Source organism: Flavobacterium sp. HSC-32F16 (assembly GCF_024171645.1).
Taxonomy (GTDB): domain Bacteria; phylum Bacteroidota; class Bacteroidia; order Flavobacteriales; family Flavobacteriaceae; genus Flavobacterium.
Window position 1 is genome coordinate 391,683 of the sequence record NZ_JALKAC010000002.1, and the last position, 15,370, is coordinate 407,052.

Here is a 15,370-nt window from a genome sequence, read left to right on the forward strand (position 1 = left end):
TCAAATTAAAACCCAAAATTAACTCCTAAACCAAATACTTGTCGGGTTTGAAGTCCTTTAAAAGCATTGTCGTCATAAATAGCTTGAAAGGCAAAATTTGCTGATAGAAATTTATTTACTTTCATAATAATGTTTAAGGAATAATTTACATCTACGTTTTGAGGGTCTTCCAGATAATTAGAATATAAATTCAACGTATTCTCTGCAGTTACATTGGTCATAATGGCCAATTTATAATAAACGGAAGCATAAAAACCCAACTCATAACGCATGGTCTTACCTTCGTCAACTCCAAAATAATCGCCATCTACATAAGGCAGACCCGTAAACCTATCAATTCCACTGGTATAAGCATTGTCTACAAAAGTGAATTTTGAAGTTAGAGGAGCAAAGTTTATTTTCAAGTTTTCATCTTTAGACCAGTAAATACCTGGCCCCGTGGTAAGATATCCAGGAGACATAAACTTAGTTTGCTCTGTTCTAATTTCTTTGCCGTTGGCATCCTGACCATAAATGTAACCTGTTGTAAATTGAGTTCTAAAATTTAAAAAGAAGGAGTAATACCATTCGCCAAAAGCTCTTTTACCTACGATGGAATTAAATTCTAAACGGTCATCGGTCTTTTTTCCGAAATCGGTATTTTTAGTTTGTAAAAGCCCGTAAGAAGCAAGAATTTTATTATCCCATGTTACATCATCTTTTTTATAATTGAAGTCGTAGTTTATCCCTAAAGTTCCGGAGAAACTGTCTTCACCTCCTGCGATCCAGTTATTAAAGCTGGATTGGTTTAATAAAAGAGATACAGTTCCTTTTGCTTTCCAGCCTTCTTCTTCAATGGTATCATTGATTTTTTTTACGGCTTTTTCTGTATTTTGAATTAATTCCTTTTCTGAATTTTGTGCCTGAACAATAGCAAAGTTCGCTAAAATGCATAGTAATAACGCCAGCTTTCTCATGGTTGTTTAGTTTAGTGTATTCCCAAATATACTAAAAACGAATGGAAAACTAAATGATAATCTCCTGTAATTGCAGGTTATTTCTTAGATTCTTTATATAAAGGTACTGCAGAACATGCTTCGCCATACATAATGCTTCGGGCAAATGGTTGTAAATAGTTTGCAGCCAAAATGTAAGCACGCATTGGAACTGGTTTTCTGGAGCAGCCTTTTACAATAACGGGTTTACTTTTGTAAACAGAATAGTCGATTTTGCTTAAGATTTCTTCGTATAAACTCGAATCAAGATCTTCGATTGTCCCGTTAACTACTTTTTTGGCATAAGGAGCCAAATGTACACTTACTAAAATTAAAGCCCAAGCAGGAATTATTGCATCTGTACTGCAATGTACAGCCACATATTGATCTTGGTATTGTGACCAATCGTGATTTTTAAGATGTTCTCTAAAGTCTTTTTCTTTCAATAAAAATCCTTCCAAAAGCCATTGCGAAATGTCAATTTGCACACGCATTCCTTTTGGATAATAATCCTCTAAATCAAAAACTTCTAAAGCACTATTGGCAACTTTATTGATGATTTCTTCCATGATTTTTTTAGTAGGCAGTGGTCAGTTTTTTAGTATTCAGTAACTCCTGAACACTAAAAAACTAAATACTGAACACTTTATTTTAAAGCATTCCTAATTCTAATTTCGCTTCTTCGCTCATTAAATCTTTGCTCCAAGGCGGATCGAAAGTAATTTCTACTTCAACATCTTTGATGTTTTCAATTGTTTTTACTTTTTCTTCAACCTCTCTTGGTAAGCTTTCTGCAACCGGGCAGTTTGGAGATGTTAATGTCATCAGGATTTTTACTTCGTAATCTGTATTTACCATTACGTCGTAAATTAATCCTAACTCATAAATATCTACTGGAATCTCAGGATCGTAAATTCCTTTTAAAACTTTTACGATTGATTCTCCTAATTCGTTTGTGTCTATTTCTTGTTCCATTGTTTTTTATTTTTCCACCATATAAGTTATATAAGTTCATTTGAGCATTGTGTTTACTGTATGGGATAACAGCAGACTTATAATTTCTTATATTACTTATATGGTTTAAATTTAATTTTGTTTTTAATTTTCTAGCCAGCGATATAATTCGTTGACGTATGTTTTTTGACCTTCGTGATAAATATTGGTTACATTAAAGTTTATCATTAAACCTATTGGTGACTTCAAAAGTTTCATATACGACATTAATTTTGCAATATGAATAGGTATAATTTGATCAACTGCTTTCAATTCAAGAACTAAACAATTCTCAATAAATAAGTCACACCTCAAATCAGATTGTAATTCTAATCCTTTATATTCTACAGGAATCACTAACTCAGATTTAAAATTTATTCCTCTTAAGGATAATTCTTTAATCATGCATTGATGATAAATACTTTCTAAAAGACCAGCTCCAATACTTTTATGAACTTCAATCGCCGCTCCATTAACCTGATAAATTAAATCCGTCAAATATTTCTTTGTAATCATCTGCATTTTTCAGCAATAATAAGAAATAAAAAAGAAAGATAAAACTTACTTTTTGTTTTTTTCATCATATAAGTTATATAAGTTCATTAAAGCAAAAACTTAAATTTTCTTATATGACTTATATGGTTTAAAGTTTTTAATTTTTGTTTTTAGCATCAAAAGCCAAAGCATACATTTTGATGTTTTTTATCATCGAAACCAAACCGTTGGCACGAGTTGCTGATAAATGTTCTTTTAATCCAATTTCGTCAATAAATTCAGTGTCTGCGTTTATAATGTCTGATGCTTTTTGATTGGAGAATGCACGAATTAAAATTGCAATTATCCCTTTGGTCAAAATAGCATCGCTGTCTGCGGTGAAAACGATTTTATCGTCTTGTTGTTCACCTTGTAACCAAACTTTTGACTGGCATCCTTTAATTAAATTCTCATCGGTTTTATATTCTTCTTTAATTAACGGAAGACTTTTTCCTAGTTCGATGATGTATTCATAACGCTGCATCCAGTCGTCGAACATTGAAAATTCGTCTATTATTTCGTTTTGAATTTCTTTTATCGTCATAATTATTCTTTAGCAAAATCAACCAGTAAATTAACTAGCTTTTCTATTTCCTTTGGAGGAAAACCATTGTCGAAACCAGCAGTCTCGTATGTTTTTTGATTTTGAGTTATTTTTAAATTTCCAATTGCAGCACCATCATAAAAACGTTTTTCACTTGGTGCTTTTAAAGCCGAAAGACTGTCTAAGTTTATTTTAGAAAATTCGACAGCAATTTTATTCCATTTAGCGTCATCAATTTTGCTTTCAACCGGTTGCTGATCCCTTCCATTTGTAACAGAAACTGTTTGGTTTTGAACTACAATTTTTTTGAAATATCCTCTGGACATAGCAGAGTATTCAATTTGTGTTGAAGTTAAATCTGCTTTTTTCTGACTAGAACAACCTGTTCCAATCACGATAGTTAATAGCAATAAAGACAATATTCTCATAAAAATAGTTTTTTAGCTTAGCATTGTTTGCGCCTTCTTAACGGCATCGACCATTTGATCAATTTCTTCTTTGGTATTATAAAATGAGAAAGAAGCACGAATCGTTCCCGGAATACAAAAGAAATTCATAATTGGCTGTGCGCAATGATGTCCGGTTCTAACTGCAATTCCTAATTTGTCGATAATCGAACCAATATCATACGGATGAATTCCATCAATATTAAACGATATAACCGAAGCTTTATTTTTTCCTGTTCCGTAGATTCTTAAACCTTCTATTTCAGATAAACGATTTGTAGCGTATTCTAAAAGCTCGTGTTCGTATTCTTGAATATTATCAAAACCAATACTGTTTAAATAATCAATTGCAGTTCCTAAAACAATTCCGCCAGCAATATTTGGTGTTCCAGCTTCAAATTTATGAGGAAGATCTGCATAAGTAGTTTTCTCGAAAGTAACTTCTTTGATCATTTCTCCTCCGCCTTGATAAGGAGGAAGTTTATTTAACCATTCTTCTTTTCCATATAAAATTCCAGTTCCAGTTGGACCGCACATTTTATGTCCAGAAAAAGCATAAAAATCGCAATCTAATTCCTGAACATTTGGTTTTAAATGCGGAACAGCCTGCGCACCATCAATTAAAACGGCAGCGCCAACAGAATGCGCTTTATCAATGATATATTTTATCGGATTAATAATTCCGAGAGCGTTTGAAATATGATTTAAGGTAACGACTTTTGTTTTTTCTGAAAGCAAAGCATCAAATTCTTCTAGAATTAATTCTCCGTTTTCATTAATCGGAATAACTTTTAAAGCTGCTCCGGTTTTTTCGCATAACATCTGCCACGGTACAATATTACTGTGGTGTTCTAATGACGAAACGATTACTTCGTCACCAGGTTTTAAGATAGAAGCAAAACCATTTGTTACTAGGTTGATTCCGTGAGTAGTTCCCGAAGTAAAAAGTACTTCGTGAGCATGTTTTGCATTAATATGTTCTTTTACTTTACCACGAGAAATCTCGTAAGCATCAGTAGCTAATTGGCTTAAAGTGTGAACGCCTCGGTGAATGTTGGCGTTGATTTCCTGATAATATTTTACCTCTGCATCGATCACAATTTGTGGTTTTTGCGAAGTAGCTCCGTTGTCGAAATATACTAAAGGTTTTCCGTTTACAGTTTGTGAAAGTATTGGAAAATCAGCTCTTATTTTTTGAATATCTAGCATGTCTTATTTAGAAAAAAATCTATTTACAAAAGTACTAAAACTAAATTTGTTTATACAGCAATTCTATAATTTCCTTTTATGGCACCATTACAGCAAGGCGTAAATGCTGATTCCGTAAAAATCAATTCCATTTTATGAATTATCCGAATCAGATTTATAATTTGAGTTCTAAAATCGTGAACATAAATTATTTATATTGCATTAAAAATATCTAAATCATCATGAAAAAATTTCTCAAAGTACTTTTGCTTGTAGTGGTTCTTGCTTTTTTGTATTTCGGATTTACAACTTATCCCAAACTGGATTTAATTTCTGGTTTTTCGGCTAAAAGTGTTGCGTCCGGACATTTTATTGATAATCGTCCATTAGATTTAATTGAAAAAACAGACAATGATATTGATATGATTGATTTGGCTAAAAATTCAATCAATGATTCTGGAAAATTTGCCATTTCAAATGTTTATGGTTTAAAGGAAAGAAAAGCAATTTATCGCGAAGGGTTAGGTGCAGTTTTGATTAATGATGATTTTCATGTCTCAAAACCATATCTGCTTCCAAAGAGAACAAAATTGGTAAACAATCTTCCGTTTCCTTATGGAAATAATGAACCAAAAGATACTGCTTTCGCTAATGTTGATTACACGAAATTAAAAAATGCAGTTGAAAATGCTTTTGATAAAAATGATGGAAAAGCAAAAAGAACCCGTGCTGTTGTCGTTTTATACAAAGACAAACTGATTGCCGAAAAATACGATGCAGGTTTTAATAAAGACAGTAAAATTCTAGGTTGGTCTATGACAAAAAGTATCACAAGTTCTGCTTTTGGAGTTTTAGCCAAACAAGGAAAAATTGATATTTACAAACCAGCACCAATTAAGGAATGGCAAAATGATGATCGTAAAATTATTACGATTAATGATTTACTGCACATGAATTCAGGTTTAGAATGGGAAGAGAATTATAGCACAATCTGCGACGCTACAAAAATGCTTTTTCAGGCCGAAGATATGGGAAAAGTGCAATTGGATAAACCAGCTCAATTTAAACCCAATACACATTGGAATTATTCTTCAGGAACGACAAACTTATTGTCTCTGATTCTAAGAAGACAATTTAAAACACAGCAAGAATATCTTGATTTTTGGTACAGCGCCCTAATCGACAAAATCGGAATGAATTCGATGATTGTAGAGCAAGATATGTCGGGAACTTTTGTTGGTTCATCTTACGGATGGGCAACGCCAAGAGACTGGTCAAAATTTGGATTGTTGTATCTAAGAAAAGGAAACTGGAATGGAGAACAAATCTTAGATGAAAGTTGGGTAAAATATACAGCAACACCAACGAATACTTCTGAAGGAAAGTATGGTGCGCAATTTTGGCTGAATGCCGGAGGAAAATTCCCTGATGTTCCTCGTGACATGTTTTATTGCAGCGGATATCAAGGTCAAATGGTGGCGATTATTCCATCATTGGATATGGTAATTGTGAGAATGGGAGTAAGAGAAGGCGATAAAAGTTTTGATTTTAATGGGTTTTTGAAGGGGGTAATTGACAGTGTAAAAAAATAGATTGTTCTTTCCTGCAAGGTTTTCCAAACCTTGTAGGTATAGAAATGAAACTTAACACCTACAAGGTTTTGAAAACCTTGCAGGAGTAGTAAATAAAAAAACCGATAAACTTAAAAGCTTATCGGTTTTTGATTTTTATGAATAGAATTTTTTACAAATCAAATCCTAAATTCACACCTAATTTCATGGCAATGATTTTAGTAATTCTTTGTTTTAATTCTGGTATTTTAATGCTTTCGATAACGGCATTTGAGAATGCGTACATCAATAAAGCTTTTGCTTCTTTTTGTGGAATACCACGAGACTGCATGTAGAACATTGCTGTTTCGTCAAGCTGTCCAACAGTACAACCGTGAGAACATTTTACGTCATCTGCAAAAATCTCTAATTGTGGTTTTGCGTTGATAGTTGCTTTGTCACTCAATAAAATATTGTTGCTTTTTTGGAAAGCATTTGTTTTTTGAGCTTCTTTATTTACTAGAATTTTTCCGTTGAAAACTCCTGTCGAGCGATCAGAGAAAATTCCTTTATAATCCTGGAAACTCTCACAGTTTGGCTGTGCGTGGTTTACCAAAGTATAATGATCAACGTGTTGTTTGTCGTTTAAGATCGAAATTCCGTTTAACGTACTTGTCAATCTTTCACCAAAGTGGTAAAAGTTTAAGTTGTTACGAGTTAAATTTCCACCAAAAGAGAAAGTATGCACATAAGCATGACTTTCCTGTTGTTGAGAAACATAAGTATTGTCAACTAAATTCGCTTCGCTATTATCGTTTTGAATTTTATAATAATCAACAATCGCACGTTTTTGAGCAAAAATCTCTGTAACCGAATTGGTTAAAACTGGATTTTCATTCAAGCTTTGGTGACGCTCGATAATTTGAACATGTGAATTTTCACCCACAATAACCAAATTTCTTGGCTGAACCATTAAAGCGGCTTCGTTTCCAGTTGAAAAATACATAATTTCAATTGGTTTGTCAGCCACTTTTTTCTTCGGGATATTGATAAAAGCTCCTTCAATTGCAAAAGCAGTATTCAATGAAGTTAAACTATCATCTTTACTTGCAATTTGATTGAAATACGTATCAATAACCATTTTATATTTTGGTTTGGTTAATGCCGATGACATTAAACAAACATCGATTCCGTCGTGTGTTGTTGAAGACAAATGCGAACTGAAAACGCCATCGATAAATACTAATTTATAAGTATCGATTTCGTGTAAAAAGTATTTTTTTACCTGATTAAATTCGATTGCATTTTCTTGTTTTGGAAAAACCGTAAAGTCATTTTTTAAGATGGCATTTAGCGATGTATATTTCCAAGCTTCTTCTTTTTTGGTTGGGAAACCTTTATTTTCGAAGTTTTTTAAAGCATTTGTGCGTATGTCATGTAGATCTGAATGTACATCGACACGCTCTTCAAAAGCCATAAAAGACGATACTAATTTTTCTTTTAAATCCATTTTCTTAGTTGTAAGTTATGAGTTATGAGTTATGAGTTTTTGCAAACTGCAAACTGTAACTGTAAACTAGTTTTCTGCCTTGATCCAGTCGTATCCTTTTTCTTCTAATTCGTATGCTAATTCTTTTCCTCCAGATTTTACGATTCTTCCGTTGTAAAGAACATGAACGAAATCAGGAACGATATAATCTAACAAACGTTGGTAGTGCGTGATAACGATGATTGCGTTTTTGTCGCTTTTCAATTTGTTAACACCATTTGCAACAATTCTTAAAGCGTCGATATCAAGACCAGAATCGGTTTCGTCAAGAATAGCTAATTTTGGCTCTAACATTGCCATTTGAAAAATCTCGTTTCTTTTTTTCTCTCCTCCAGAAAAACCTTCGTTTAAAGAACGAGATAAAAATTTACGGTCAATTTCTAATAATTCAGATTTCTCACGAATTACTTTCAACATTTCGTTTGCCGGCATTTCTTCTTGTCCGTTTGCTTTACGAGTTTCGTTGATAGCAGTTTTCATAAAGTTAGTAACGCTAACTCCAGGAATTTCTACAGGATATTGAAACGAAAGGAAAACTCCTTTGTGTGCTCTCTCTTCTGGAGCTAAATCAGCAAGATCTTCTCCGTCAAGAATAACTTCTCCATCTGTAACTTCATAGTTTTCGTTTCCTGCAATAACAGCAGAAAGTGTACTTTTTCCAGAACCGTTTGGTCCCATGATAGCGTGTACTTCGCCAGCTTTAACTTCTATATTAATTCCTTTCAGGATTTCTTTATCACCAATTGAGGCGTGAAGGTTTTTTATTGATAACATTGTTTTTTTTATTTTATATAAATGTCAATTCTATTTTTGTTTGTTGGTTTAGGATGTTGGCATTAAAATGCGCGTGTCCTAAATATTCCATGCCTAAATAATCGGCTGTTTTTTTAAACGGAATGTAGAAACTTTCTTCGATTTCATTATCGTGTGAATTTGATATCACGCCAATTTTCTTTCCTCTAAGTTTTCTTCCGGTTTCTTTTTCAATTCGGATTAAATCTGAAAAACGATCAAAAAAGACCTTCAATATTCCACTCATATTATACCAATATACAGGCGTAGCAAAAATTAAAGTGTCGTAATTTTCGATGATTCCTTTTATTAAAGGGAAAAAATCATCTTCTCTGTTTTTGCTTTCGTAATCGTAATAAGAAATATTAAAATCACTTAGATTTATAACTTCTATTCCGTGTTCTTTAGAAATTTCGTCTACAATTTTTGTTGTGTTTCCGTTTTTTCTTGATGAACCTAAAATGATTACTTTTTTTCCTTCCATCTTGTAATTATCCTACAGAACCTTCTAAAGAAATCTCTAATAATTTTTGAGCTTCAACCGCAAATTCCATTGGAAGTTTGTTCAATACATCTTTACTGAAACCGTTTACAATTAAGGCAATCGCTTTTTCAGTTGGGATACCTCTTTGGTTGCAATAAAAAACCTGATCTTCTCCAATTTTACTTGTAGTTGCTTCGTGCTCTATTTTTGCAGATGGATTTTTACTTTCGATATAAGGGAAAGTATGCGCTCCACAATTGTTTCCCATTAAAAGAGAATCACATTGTGAAAAGTTTCTTGCATTCTCTGCTCTTGGAGAGATTTGCACTAATCCGCGGTAACTATTTTGTGATTTCCCAGCAGAAATACCTTTAGAAATAATAGTCGATTTAGTGTTTTTACCTAAATGGATCATTTTAGTTCCTGTATCTGCTTGTTGGTAATTATTCGTAACAGCAATTGAATAAAATTCTCCTACCGAATTATCTCCTTTAAGTACACAAGAAGGGTATTTCCAAGTTACAGCAGAACCAGTTTCAACCTGTGTCCATGAAATTTTAGCGTTTGTTTCGCATAAACCTCTTTTAGTTACGAAGTTATAAACTCCACCTTTTCCTTCTTTGTTTCCAGGAAACCAGTTTTGAACAGTAGAATATTTAATTTCAGCATCATCAAGAGCGATTAATTCAACCACAGCAGCATGTAATTGATTTTCGTCACGACTTGGTGCTGTACATCCTTCAAGGTAAGAAACGTAACTTCCTGCATCGGCAATTACAAGAGTTCTTTCGAATTGTCCTGTTCCTGCCTGATTGATTCTAAAATAAGTAGAAAGTTCCATTGGGCAGCGAACGCCTTTTGGAATATAACAGAAACTTCCGTCAGAGAAAACCGCTGAGTTTAATGCTGCGTAGAAGTTGTCTTTTTGAGGTACAACAGTTCCTAAATATTTTTTTACTAATTCAGGATGTTCTTTTATAGCTTCAGAAATTGGACAGAAAATAATTCCTTTTTCAGCCAGTGTTTTCTTGAAAGTTGTTGCTACAGAAACAGAATCGACAACAATATCCATTGCGACATTGTTCATCATTTTTTGTTCATCTACAGAAATTCCAAGCTTTTTGTACATCTCTAAAAGTTCCGGATCGACATCGTCCAAAGTTTTGTTAGGATCTACTTGTTTTGGAGCTGAATAATAAGAAATTGCCTGAAAGTCTGGTTTTTCGTAACGTACGTTTGCCCATTCCGGTTCAATCATTTCTTTCCACGCTCGAAAAGCCTCGATGCGCCATTCGGTCATCCATTCCGGTTCTTCTTTTTTAAGCGAAATAGCTTTTACAATTTCTTCGTTTAAGCCAATAGGGAAAGTCTCAGATTCTATATTAGTATAAAATCCGTATTCATATTCTTTGGTTTCGAGTTCGATTTTTAAATCGTCTTCAGTGTATTTGCTCATTGTTGATTTTAAAGATTCAAAGATTTAATTCAAATGTTTCAAAGAATTAACCTTTATTAGTCTTGGTATTCTCTTTTATATTATAGTGAAAATGATTCACCGCATCCACAAGTTCTGCTTGCGTTTGGATTATTGAAAACGAATCCTTTCCCGTTTAATCCGCCAGAAAACTCTAAAATTGTTCCGGCTAAATATAGGAATGATTTTTTTTCAACTGCAATTTGTATATCATTATCTACGAATATTTTATCATCATCGCCTTTGGTTTTATCAAACTTTAAATCATAAGACAAACCAGAGCATCCACCACTTTTTACGCCTACTCTTACGTAGTCGCTTGCGGCGTCAAAACCATCATCAGTCATCAAATCGATGATTTTCTTTTTGGCTGTATCAGAAACCTTTATCATTGTTTATGGTATTTGTTTTTAATAGATCATTTTAATCTGCATTTAAATAGTAATCAAATTATTACATAAAAATTAAATGCCAATTTCTGTGTTCAAATGAAATTGTCTGCAAAGATACGACTTAAAAACCTTTTTCCATAACGGTTCACATTATTATAACAAATGTTAAAATAGATAGAAGTTATTTTGGCAGAAAAAACAAAAATGAAGTCTCTTTTGTTTTACAAGGTTTTTATGTTTTGAGAGAAAAGTTGTATTTTATTGTAAATTACTGATTTAATGATACTTAAGTTGTGTTTAAATAGTGAAAAAACCGTATTTCTACTTATGTTGAAGAATAAAATTATAGTATTTTTGAAATAAATGTGAGAAATCATGAATAAAAACTACACAAATGAATGGATAAGAGCATTTTTTGCTATATTTTTTATTTTAGGAATAGGAGCGACGTTCTTTTTGTTTAGTAATGAACTAAAAGAAAGTGCCGAAAAAGCCAAAATAGTTAGCAATAATTCTAAACTTATTGGTCCCACAAAAGAAACAATTGCTCAAAAAAGCATACTCGATTCTCTAAATGTTTTGAAGTTAGAATATGATGTGGCTCTTCTCGAAAAAACATCATTATCGCAGCAATTAGAATTTGAAAAAAAGAACGTTCAAAATTTAATGGAAATTATCCAGGCTTCTAAAAATCCTTCAATTGCTCAAATACAAATTTACAGAAAACAACTTTTAGATTTAAAAACAGCTTTAGACGCTAAAGTTATAGAAATTAAAAGCTTAAAATCTCAAAATAAAAGTCTGCTTACCGAAATAGAAAGTCAGAATGTGGTAATGTATAAGCAGAAAAAAGAAAATGATACATTGATTTTGAATCAAAAAAAGTTAGAATCGGCTATAAAAGATGCTTCGAAACTTTCTTTTAATAATTTTAAAGTAACGGCACTCCACGAAAAAAAATCAGGAAAGGAATTGGAAACTGAAAAAGCAAGAAATACCCAAAAACTAAAAGTAAGTTTCTCTGTTAATGGAAATGCGATTGCTAAAGCCGGAAAAAGAGTTTTTTATATTCAGGTTTTAGATCAGAAAAATACCGTTTTGGGAGAAAATAAATTAATCGAATTTGAGAATGATAAAGCTTTAGTTTATAGTTTTATGGCTGTGGTAGATTTTCAGGGAAAACCTGTAAATGTTTACGGAGTTTTGAATTCTAATGAATTTAAAAAAGGCACTTATTTTGTCAACTTCTTTGATCAACATGAAATAATTGGAAGCTCTTCTATTACTTTAGAATAATGGCAGTTTTGAGTTTTTAAGTAGAAATTCTAGCAAAACGAAATTGGATTTCCTAGCTTTGTTTCTTATTAGAAATTTATACTCATGAAACTTTACCCAATAGAATCAGGAAATTTTAAGTTAGATGGTGGTGCAATGTTTGGTGTTGTGCCAAAAACGATTTGGAATAAAACCAATCCGGCCGACTCGAATAATCTTATTGATATCGCTGCAAGATGTTTGCTTATTGAAGATGAAAATCGTCTGATTTTGATTGATACCGGAATGGGCGATAAGCAGTCTGAAAAGTTCTTTGGATATTACTCACTTTGGGGATCTCATTCAATAGATAAATCATTGGCAAAATATGGTTTTAACCGAGATGACATTACAGATGTTTTCATGACGCATTTGCATTTTGACCATTGCGGTGGAAGTGTTCAATGGAATTCAGATAAAACCTTTTATGAACCAGCGTTCAAAAATGCAAAATTCTGGACAAACGAAAATCATTGGCAATGGGCAACAAAACCTAATGCCAGGGAAAAAGCTTCTTTTTTGACCGAAAATATCATTCCCATGCAGGAAAGCGGACAATTGAATTTTATTAAAAGACCAGAAGGTGATTTTGGTTTCTCAGAAGAATTAGGTTTCGGAATTTTTTTTGCTGACGGACATACCGAAAAACAAATGATTCCGCATATTCAGTATCAAGATAAAACCATCGTTTTTTGTGCCGATTTATTGGCGACAGCTGGACATATTCCGCTTCCGTATGTAATGGGTTATGATACAAGACCTTTGTTGACAATGCCGGAGAAATCAAAATTTTTGAACGCTGCGGCAGATAATAATTATTATCTGTTTTTAGAACACGATGCACATAATCAAATTATAACAGTGGAGCATACTAAAAAAGGCGTGAGATTAAAAGATGTTTTTACTTGTGAAGATGTTCTTTAGAATAAATATTTAAAGCATAAAAAATCCCGTTTTCGAATAATGATGAAAACGGGATTTTTAGTTTAACTAATTGTAATTTTATTCTACAATCACTTTTTTAGCCGAAGCCTTATCTTTATTGATTAAGTATACATAATAAACCCCTTTTGGCAACCCCGATAAATTAATTGTATTATCAGTATTACTTGCGTTTAATGTAAATGATTTTACAAGCTGTCCTAAGACATTGTAAACATTTGCTTTTTCCAGATTTGCGTTTTTAATGTTTAACTCGCCTTTAGTTGGGTTTGGATGCACAATAATACAATATTCCCTCTGAATTTTATTACGGGAAGACGTACTTGAGTACTAGTTTGACTTGATCACTAAATTTATCGTAAGAAGTAGATTGTCAATACGTAAAAAATGTCTTATGAGATGGAATTATTCTTCAAGTTTTAGTTTAAAAATTCATAACACAGTGTTAACAGTTAGTTTTTTGTAACAAAAAAGCATAATTTAGACCCATCTTTTAACTTTACATTTATAATATAGATACATGAGTCATATAAAACCTCTCAAATTATCTGCTTTTGCATTACTTGTTTTAGCAGGTTGCAGTGCTACTTTGCAAGCACAAGTTTCAACTTCTAAAGAATTCATTACAGCTCCGTTAGCTGTTGTTAAAAAAGCTCCCGTAAGCGAAAATGAACTAAAAAGATGGAGTCATTTAGACTTAATCAAAGATTCTATTCCGGGAATGAGTGTTGATAAAGCTTATGCTGAATTATTACAAGGAAAAAAAGGACAGAAAGTAATCGTAGGTATTGTTGATTCTGGTGTTGATATTGAGCACGAAGATCTACAAGGAATGATCTGGACAAACTCTAAAGAAATTCCTGGAAACGGAATCGATGACGATAAAAACGGATTCATAGATGACGTACACGGTTGGAACTTTCTTGGCGATGCGGTTCACGAAAATCTTGAGTTAACCCGTATTGTTAAAAAAGGAGACGACGGTTCTGCACAGTATAAAGAAGCCCTGGCTCAATATAATGAGAAATATGAAGAAGCTCAAAAAGACAAAGAACAAGTAGATTTTTTACTTGATGTACACAACACAATTAAAAAAGAGCTTAATAAAACAACATATAAGTTAGAAGATTTAAGCACAATTACTTCTGCAGATCCAAAAGTGCTGCAAAGTAAAAAAGTGATGACGCAGATTTTTACAAACGCAGGTTCAACTTTTGATCCTGAGTCTGAATTAAAAGAATATGGTGATCAGGTTTATGATCAGTTAAAATACAATTTAAATAAAGAATTTGACGGAAGAAAAATTGTAGGCGATAACCCGGATGATATTAAAAACACTCGTTATGGAAATAACATTGTTTTTGGTCCGGACAAAGAAAAAGCACTTCACGGAACTCACGTAGCCGGAATTATTGCGCAAATTCGCGGTAATAATCTAGGTGGAGACGGAGTTGCAAATAATGTTGAAATCTTAACAGTAAGAGCAGTACCAGATGGAGATGAGTACGATAAAGATATTGCTTTGGCAATTCGTTATGCAGTTGACAACGGTGCAAAAGTAATTAACGGAAGTTTTGGAAAAAGCTTCTCTCCACAAAAAAAATGGGTTTACGATGCTATTAAATATGCAGCAAAAAAAGATGTTCTAATCGTTCACGCGGCAGGAAATGATGGATACAATATTGATGAAACAAAAAACATCAACTATCCAAATGACTCTGAGGATAACGTAAAAGAATTTGCTGATAACGTAATCACAATTGGAGCAATTAACAAAGAATACGGAGAAACTGTTGTAGCAGGATTTTCAAACTTTGGAAAAATAAACGTTGACGTTTTTGCTCCGGGTGAAGAAATCTACGCAACAATTCCAAACAACAAATACAAATATTTACAAGGAACATCAATGGCATCTCCAAATGCGGCAGGTGTTGCAGCATTGATTCGTTCTTATTATCCAAAATTAAAAGCATCTCAGGTAAAACACATTTTAATGGATTCTGGAGTGGCACTTCCTGCAAAAGTTGTTTTGGGTAAAGGAGAAAATCCAGGTGAAAAACCAGCTGCTATATCTTCGGCAGAATCATCAAAAACAGCTAAAATGGTGAATGCCTACAACGCATTATTAATGGCAGAAAAAATGTCCAAAAAATAAAGCTTAACACACTATTAATCTAATGGAAGGGCTGACGCT

The 15,370-nt window shown here is 32.9% G+C and carries 17 protein-coding genes; 4 read left to right on the top strand and 13 right to left on the bottom strand.

The features are described 5' to 3' along the window. Positions 1-5: 5 nt before the first annotated feature. From L1276_RS08310 to L1276_RS08340, 7 genes are all read right to left on the bottom strand, one after another. Positions 6-956: a DUF3078 domain-containing protein gene (locus tag L1276_RS08310; RefSeq protein ID WP_253786738.1), complete on the bottom strand. Its 951-nt coding sequence runs from the start codon at positions 954-956 to the stop codon at positions 6-8. Positions 957-1,033: 77 nt separating this feature from the next. After that, positions 1,034-1,543 (bottom strand): DUF2480 family protein, encoded by a 510-nt coding sequence (locus L1276_RS08315; RefSeq protein WP_253786740.1) that lies wholly within the window; start codon positions 1,541-1,543, stop codon positions 1,034-1,036. 82 nt (positions 1,544-1,625) lie between these two features. After that, complete coding sequence (locus L1276_RS08320) at positions 1,626-1,949, bottom strand: SUF system Fe-S cluster assembly protein (RefSeq protein ID WP_071636312.1); 324 nt, start codon at positions 1,947-1,949, stop codon at positions 1,626-1,628. Positions 1,950-2,072: 123 nt separating this feature from the next. Further along, entirely contained in the window at positions 2,073-2,489 is a 417-nt protein-coding gene (locus tag L1276_RS08325) for a GxxExxY protein (RefSeq protein WP_253786742.1), read from the bottom strand. A gap of 130 nt (positions 2,490-2,619) precedes the next feature. Then, on the bottom strand, positions 2,620-3,045 hold the full coding sequence (locus L1276_RS08330) for a SufE family protein (RefSeq protein ID WP_253786744.1): 426 nt from the start codon (positions 3,043-3,045) through the stop codon (positions 2,620-2,622). A gap of 2 nt (positions 3,046-3,047) precedes the next feature. After that, the gene (locus tag L1276_RS08335) at positions 3,048-3,473 is read right to left on the bottom strand and encodes a hypothetical protein (protein WP_253786745.1); all 426 of its coding nucleotides are present in this window, start codon (positions 3,471-3,473) and stop codon (positions 3,048-3,050) included. Between the two features lie 12 nt (positions 3,474-3,485). Continuing rightward, positions 3,486-4,700, bottom strand: coding sequence for an aminotransferase class V-fold PLP-dependent enzyme (locus L1276_RS08340; RefSeq protein ID WP_253786747.1), 1,215 nt, complete (start codon positions 4,698-4,700; stop codon positions 3,486-3,488). A 221-nt stretch (positions 4,701-4,921) separates the two neighbouring features. Here L1276_RS08340 and L1276_RS08345 point away from each other — a divergent pair, with 221 nt between their 5' ends. Beyond that, entirely contained in the window at positions 4,922-6,271 is a 1,350-nt protein-coding gene (locus L1276_RS08345) for a serine hydrolase (RefSeq protein ID WP_253786749.1), read from the top strand. A gap of 151 nt (positions 6,272-6,422) precedes the next feature. Here L1276_RS08345 and sufD read toward each other — a convergent pair whose 3' ends face one another. From sufD to L1276_RS08370, 5 genes are all read right to left on the bottom strand, one after another. Continuing rightward, entirely contained in the window at positions 6,423-7,739 is a 1,317-nt protein-coding gene (gene sufD / locus L1276_RS08350; RefSeq protein ID WP_253786751.1) for a Fe-S cluster assembly protein SufD, read from the bottom strand. A 66-nt stretch (positions 7,740-7,805) separates the two neighbouring features. Next, positions 7,806-8,552 (bottom strand): Fe-S cluster assembly ATPase SufC, encoded by a 747-nt coding sequence (gene sufC, locus L1276_RS08355; protein ID WP_029271512.1) that lies wholly within the window; start codon positions 8,550-8,552, stop codon positions 7,806-7,808. 13 nt (positions 8,553-8,565) lie between these two features. Further along, positions 8,566-9,054 (bottom strand): flavodoxin family protein, encoded by a 489-nt coding sequence (locus L1276_RS08360; protein ID WP_253786752.1) that lies wholly within the window; start codon positions 9,052-9,054, stop codon positions 8,566-8,568. Between the two features lie 7 nt (positions 9,055-9,061). After that, positions 9,062-10,510: a Fe-S cluster assembly protein SufB gene (sufB, locus tag L1276_RS08365; RefSeq protein ID WP_253786754.1), complete on the bottom strand. Its 1,449-nt coding sequence runs from the start codon at positions 10,508-10,510 to the stop codon at positions 9,062-9,064. Between the two features lie 80 nt (positions 10,511-10,590). Then, on the bottom strand, positions 10,591-10,920 hold the full coding sequence (locus L1276_RS08370) for an iron-sulfur cluster assembly accessory protein (RefSeq protein ID WP_068841559.1): 330 nt from the start codon (positions 10,918-10,920) through the stop codon (positions 10,591-10,593). A gap of 375 nt (positions 10,921-11,295) precedes the next feature. On the opposite strand from L1276_RS08370, the gene L1276_RS08375 reads away from it, so the two are divergent. Both L1276_RS08375 and L1276_RS08380 read left to right on the top strand, forming a co-directional pair. After that, entirely contained in the window at positions 11,296-12,216 is a 921-nt protein-coding gene (locus L1276_RS08375) for a hypothetical protein (RefSeq protein ID WP_253786756.1), read from the top strand. A gap of 84 nt (positions 12,217-12,300) precedes the next feature. After that, positions 12,301-13,158: an MBL fold metallo-hydrolase gene (locus L1276_RS08380; RefSeq protein WP_253786757.1), complete on the top strand. Its 858-nt coding sequence runs from the start codon at positions 12,301-12,303 to the stop codon at positions 13,156-13,158. Between the two features lie 78 nt (positions 13,159-13,236). Here the strand turns inward: L1276_RS08380 and L1276_RS08385 are convergent, their stop codons facing one another. Next, positions 13,237-13,455: a T9SS type A sorting domain-containing protein gene (locus L1276_RS08385; protein WP_253786759.1), complete on the bottom strand. Its 219-nt coding sequence runs from the start codon at positions 13,453-13,455 to the stop codon at positions 13,237-13,239. A gap of 241 nt (positions 13,456-13,696) precedes the next feature. Between L1276_RS08385 and L1276_RS08390 the strand changes: the two genes are divergently transcribed. Continuing rightward, positions 13,697-15,331 carry a S8 family peptidase gene (locus tag L1276_RS08390; RefSeq protein WP_253786760.1) on the top strand — a complete coding sequence of 545 codons (1,635 nt, stop codon included), beginning with the start codon at positions 13,697-13,699 and terminating at the stop codon, positions 15,329-15,331. Positions 15,332-15,370: the final 39 nt, after the last annotated feature.

Excerpts from the sequence above, each read along its gene's own strand:
- L1276_RS08345 (WP_253786749.1), top strand. The coding sequence starts at position 4,922 with ATGAAAAAATTTCTCAAAGTACTTTTGCTTGTAGTGGTTCTTGCTTTT.
- L1276_RS08315 (WP_253786740.1), bottom strand. The coding sequence starts at position 1,543 with ATGGAAGAAATCATCAATAAAGTTGCCAATAGTGCTTTAGAAGTTTTT.
- sufB (WP_253786754.1), bottom strand. The coding sequence starts at position 10,510 with ATGAGCAAATACACTGAAGACGATTTAAAAATCGAACTCGAAACCAAA.
- L1276_RS08370 (WP_068841559.1), bottom strand. The coding sequence starts at position 10,920 with ATGATAAAGGTTTCTGATACAGCCAAAAAGAAAATCATCGATTTGATG.
- L1276_RS08320 (WP_071636312.1), bottom strand. The coding sequence starts at position 1,949 with ATGGAACAAGAAATAGACACAAACGAATTAGGAGAATCAATCGTAAAA.
- L1276_RS08390 (WP_253786760.1), top strand. The coding sequence starts at position 13,697 with ATGAGTCATATAAAACCTCTCAAATTATCTGCTTTTGCATTACTTGTT.
- L1276_RS08310 (WP_253786738.1), bottom strand. The coding sequence starts at position 956 with ATGAGAAAGCTGGCGTTATTACTATGCATTTTAGCGAACTTTGCTATT.
- L1276_RS08325 (WP_253786742.1), bottom strand. The coding sequence starts at position 2,489 with ATGCAGATGATTACAAAGAAATATTTGACGGATTTAATTTATCAGGTT.
- sufD (WP_253786751.1), bottom strand. The coding sequence starts at position 7,739 with ATGGATTTAAAAGAAAAATTAGTATCGTCTTTTATGGCTTTTGAAGAG.
- L1276_RS08335 (WP_253786745.1), bottom strand. The coding sequence starts at position 3,473 with ATGAGAATATTGTCTTTATTGCTATTAACTATCGTGATTGGAACAGGT.
- L1276_RS08375 (WP_253786756.1), top strand. The coding sequence starts at position 11,296 with ATGAATAAAAACTACACAAATGAATGGATAAGAGCATTTTTTGCTATA.
- L1276_RS08340 (WP_253786747.1), bottom strand. The coding sequence starts at position 4,700 with ATGCTAGATATTCAAAAAATAAGAGCTGATTTTCCAATACTTTCACAA.
- L1276_RS08360 (WP_253786752.1), bottom strand. The coding sequence starts at position 9,054 with ATGGAAGGAAAAAAAGTAATCATTTTAGGTTCATCAAGAAAAAACGGA.
- sufC (WP_029271512.1), bottom strand. The coding sequence starts at position 8,552 with ATGTTATCAATAAAAAACCTTCACGCCTCAATTGGTGATAAAGAAATC.
- L1276_RS08380 (WP_253786757.1), top strand. The coding sequence starts at position 12,301 with ATGAAACTTTACCCAATAGAATCAGGAAATTTTAAGTTAGATGGTGGT.
- L1276_RS08330 (WP_253786744.1), bottom strand. The coding sequence starts at position 3,045 with ATGACGATAAAAGAAATTCAAAACGAAATAATAGACGAATTTTCAATG.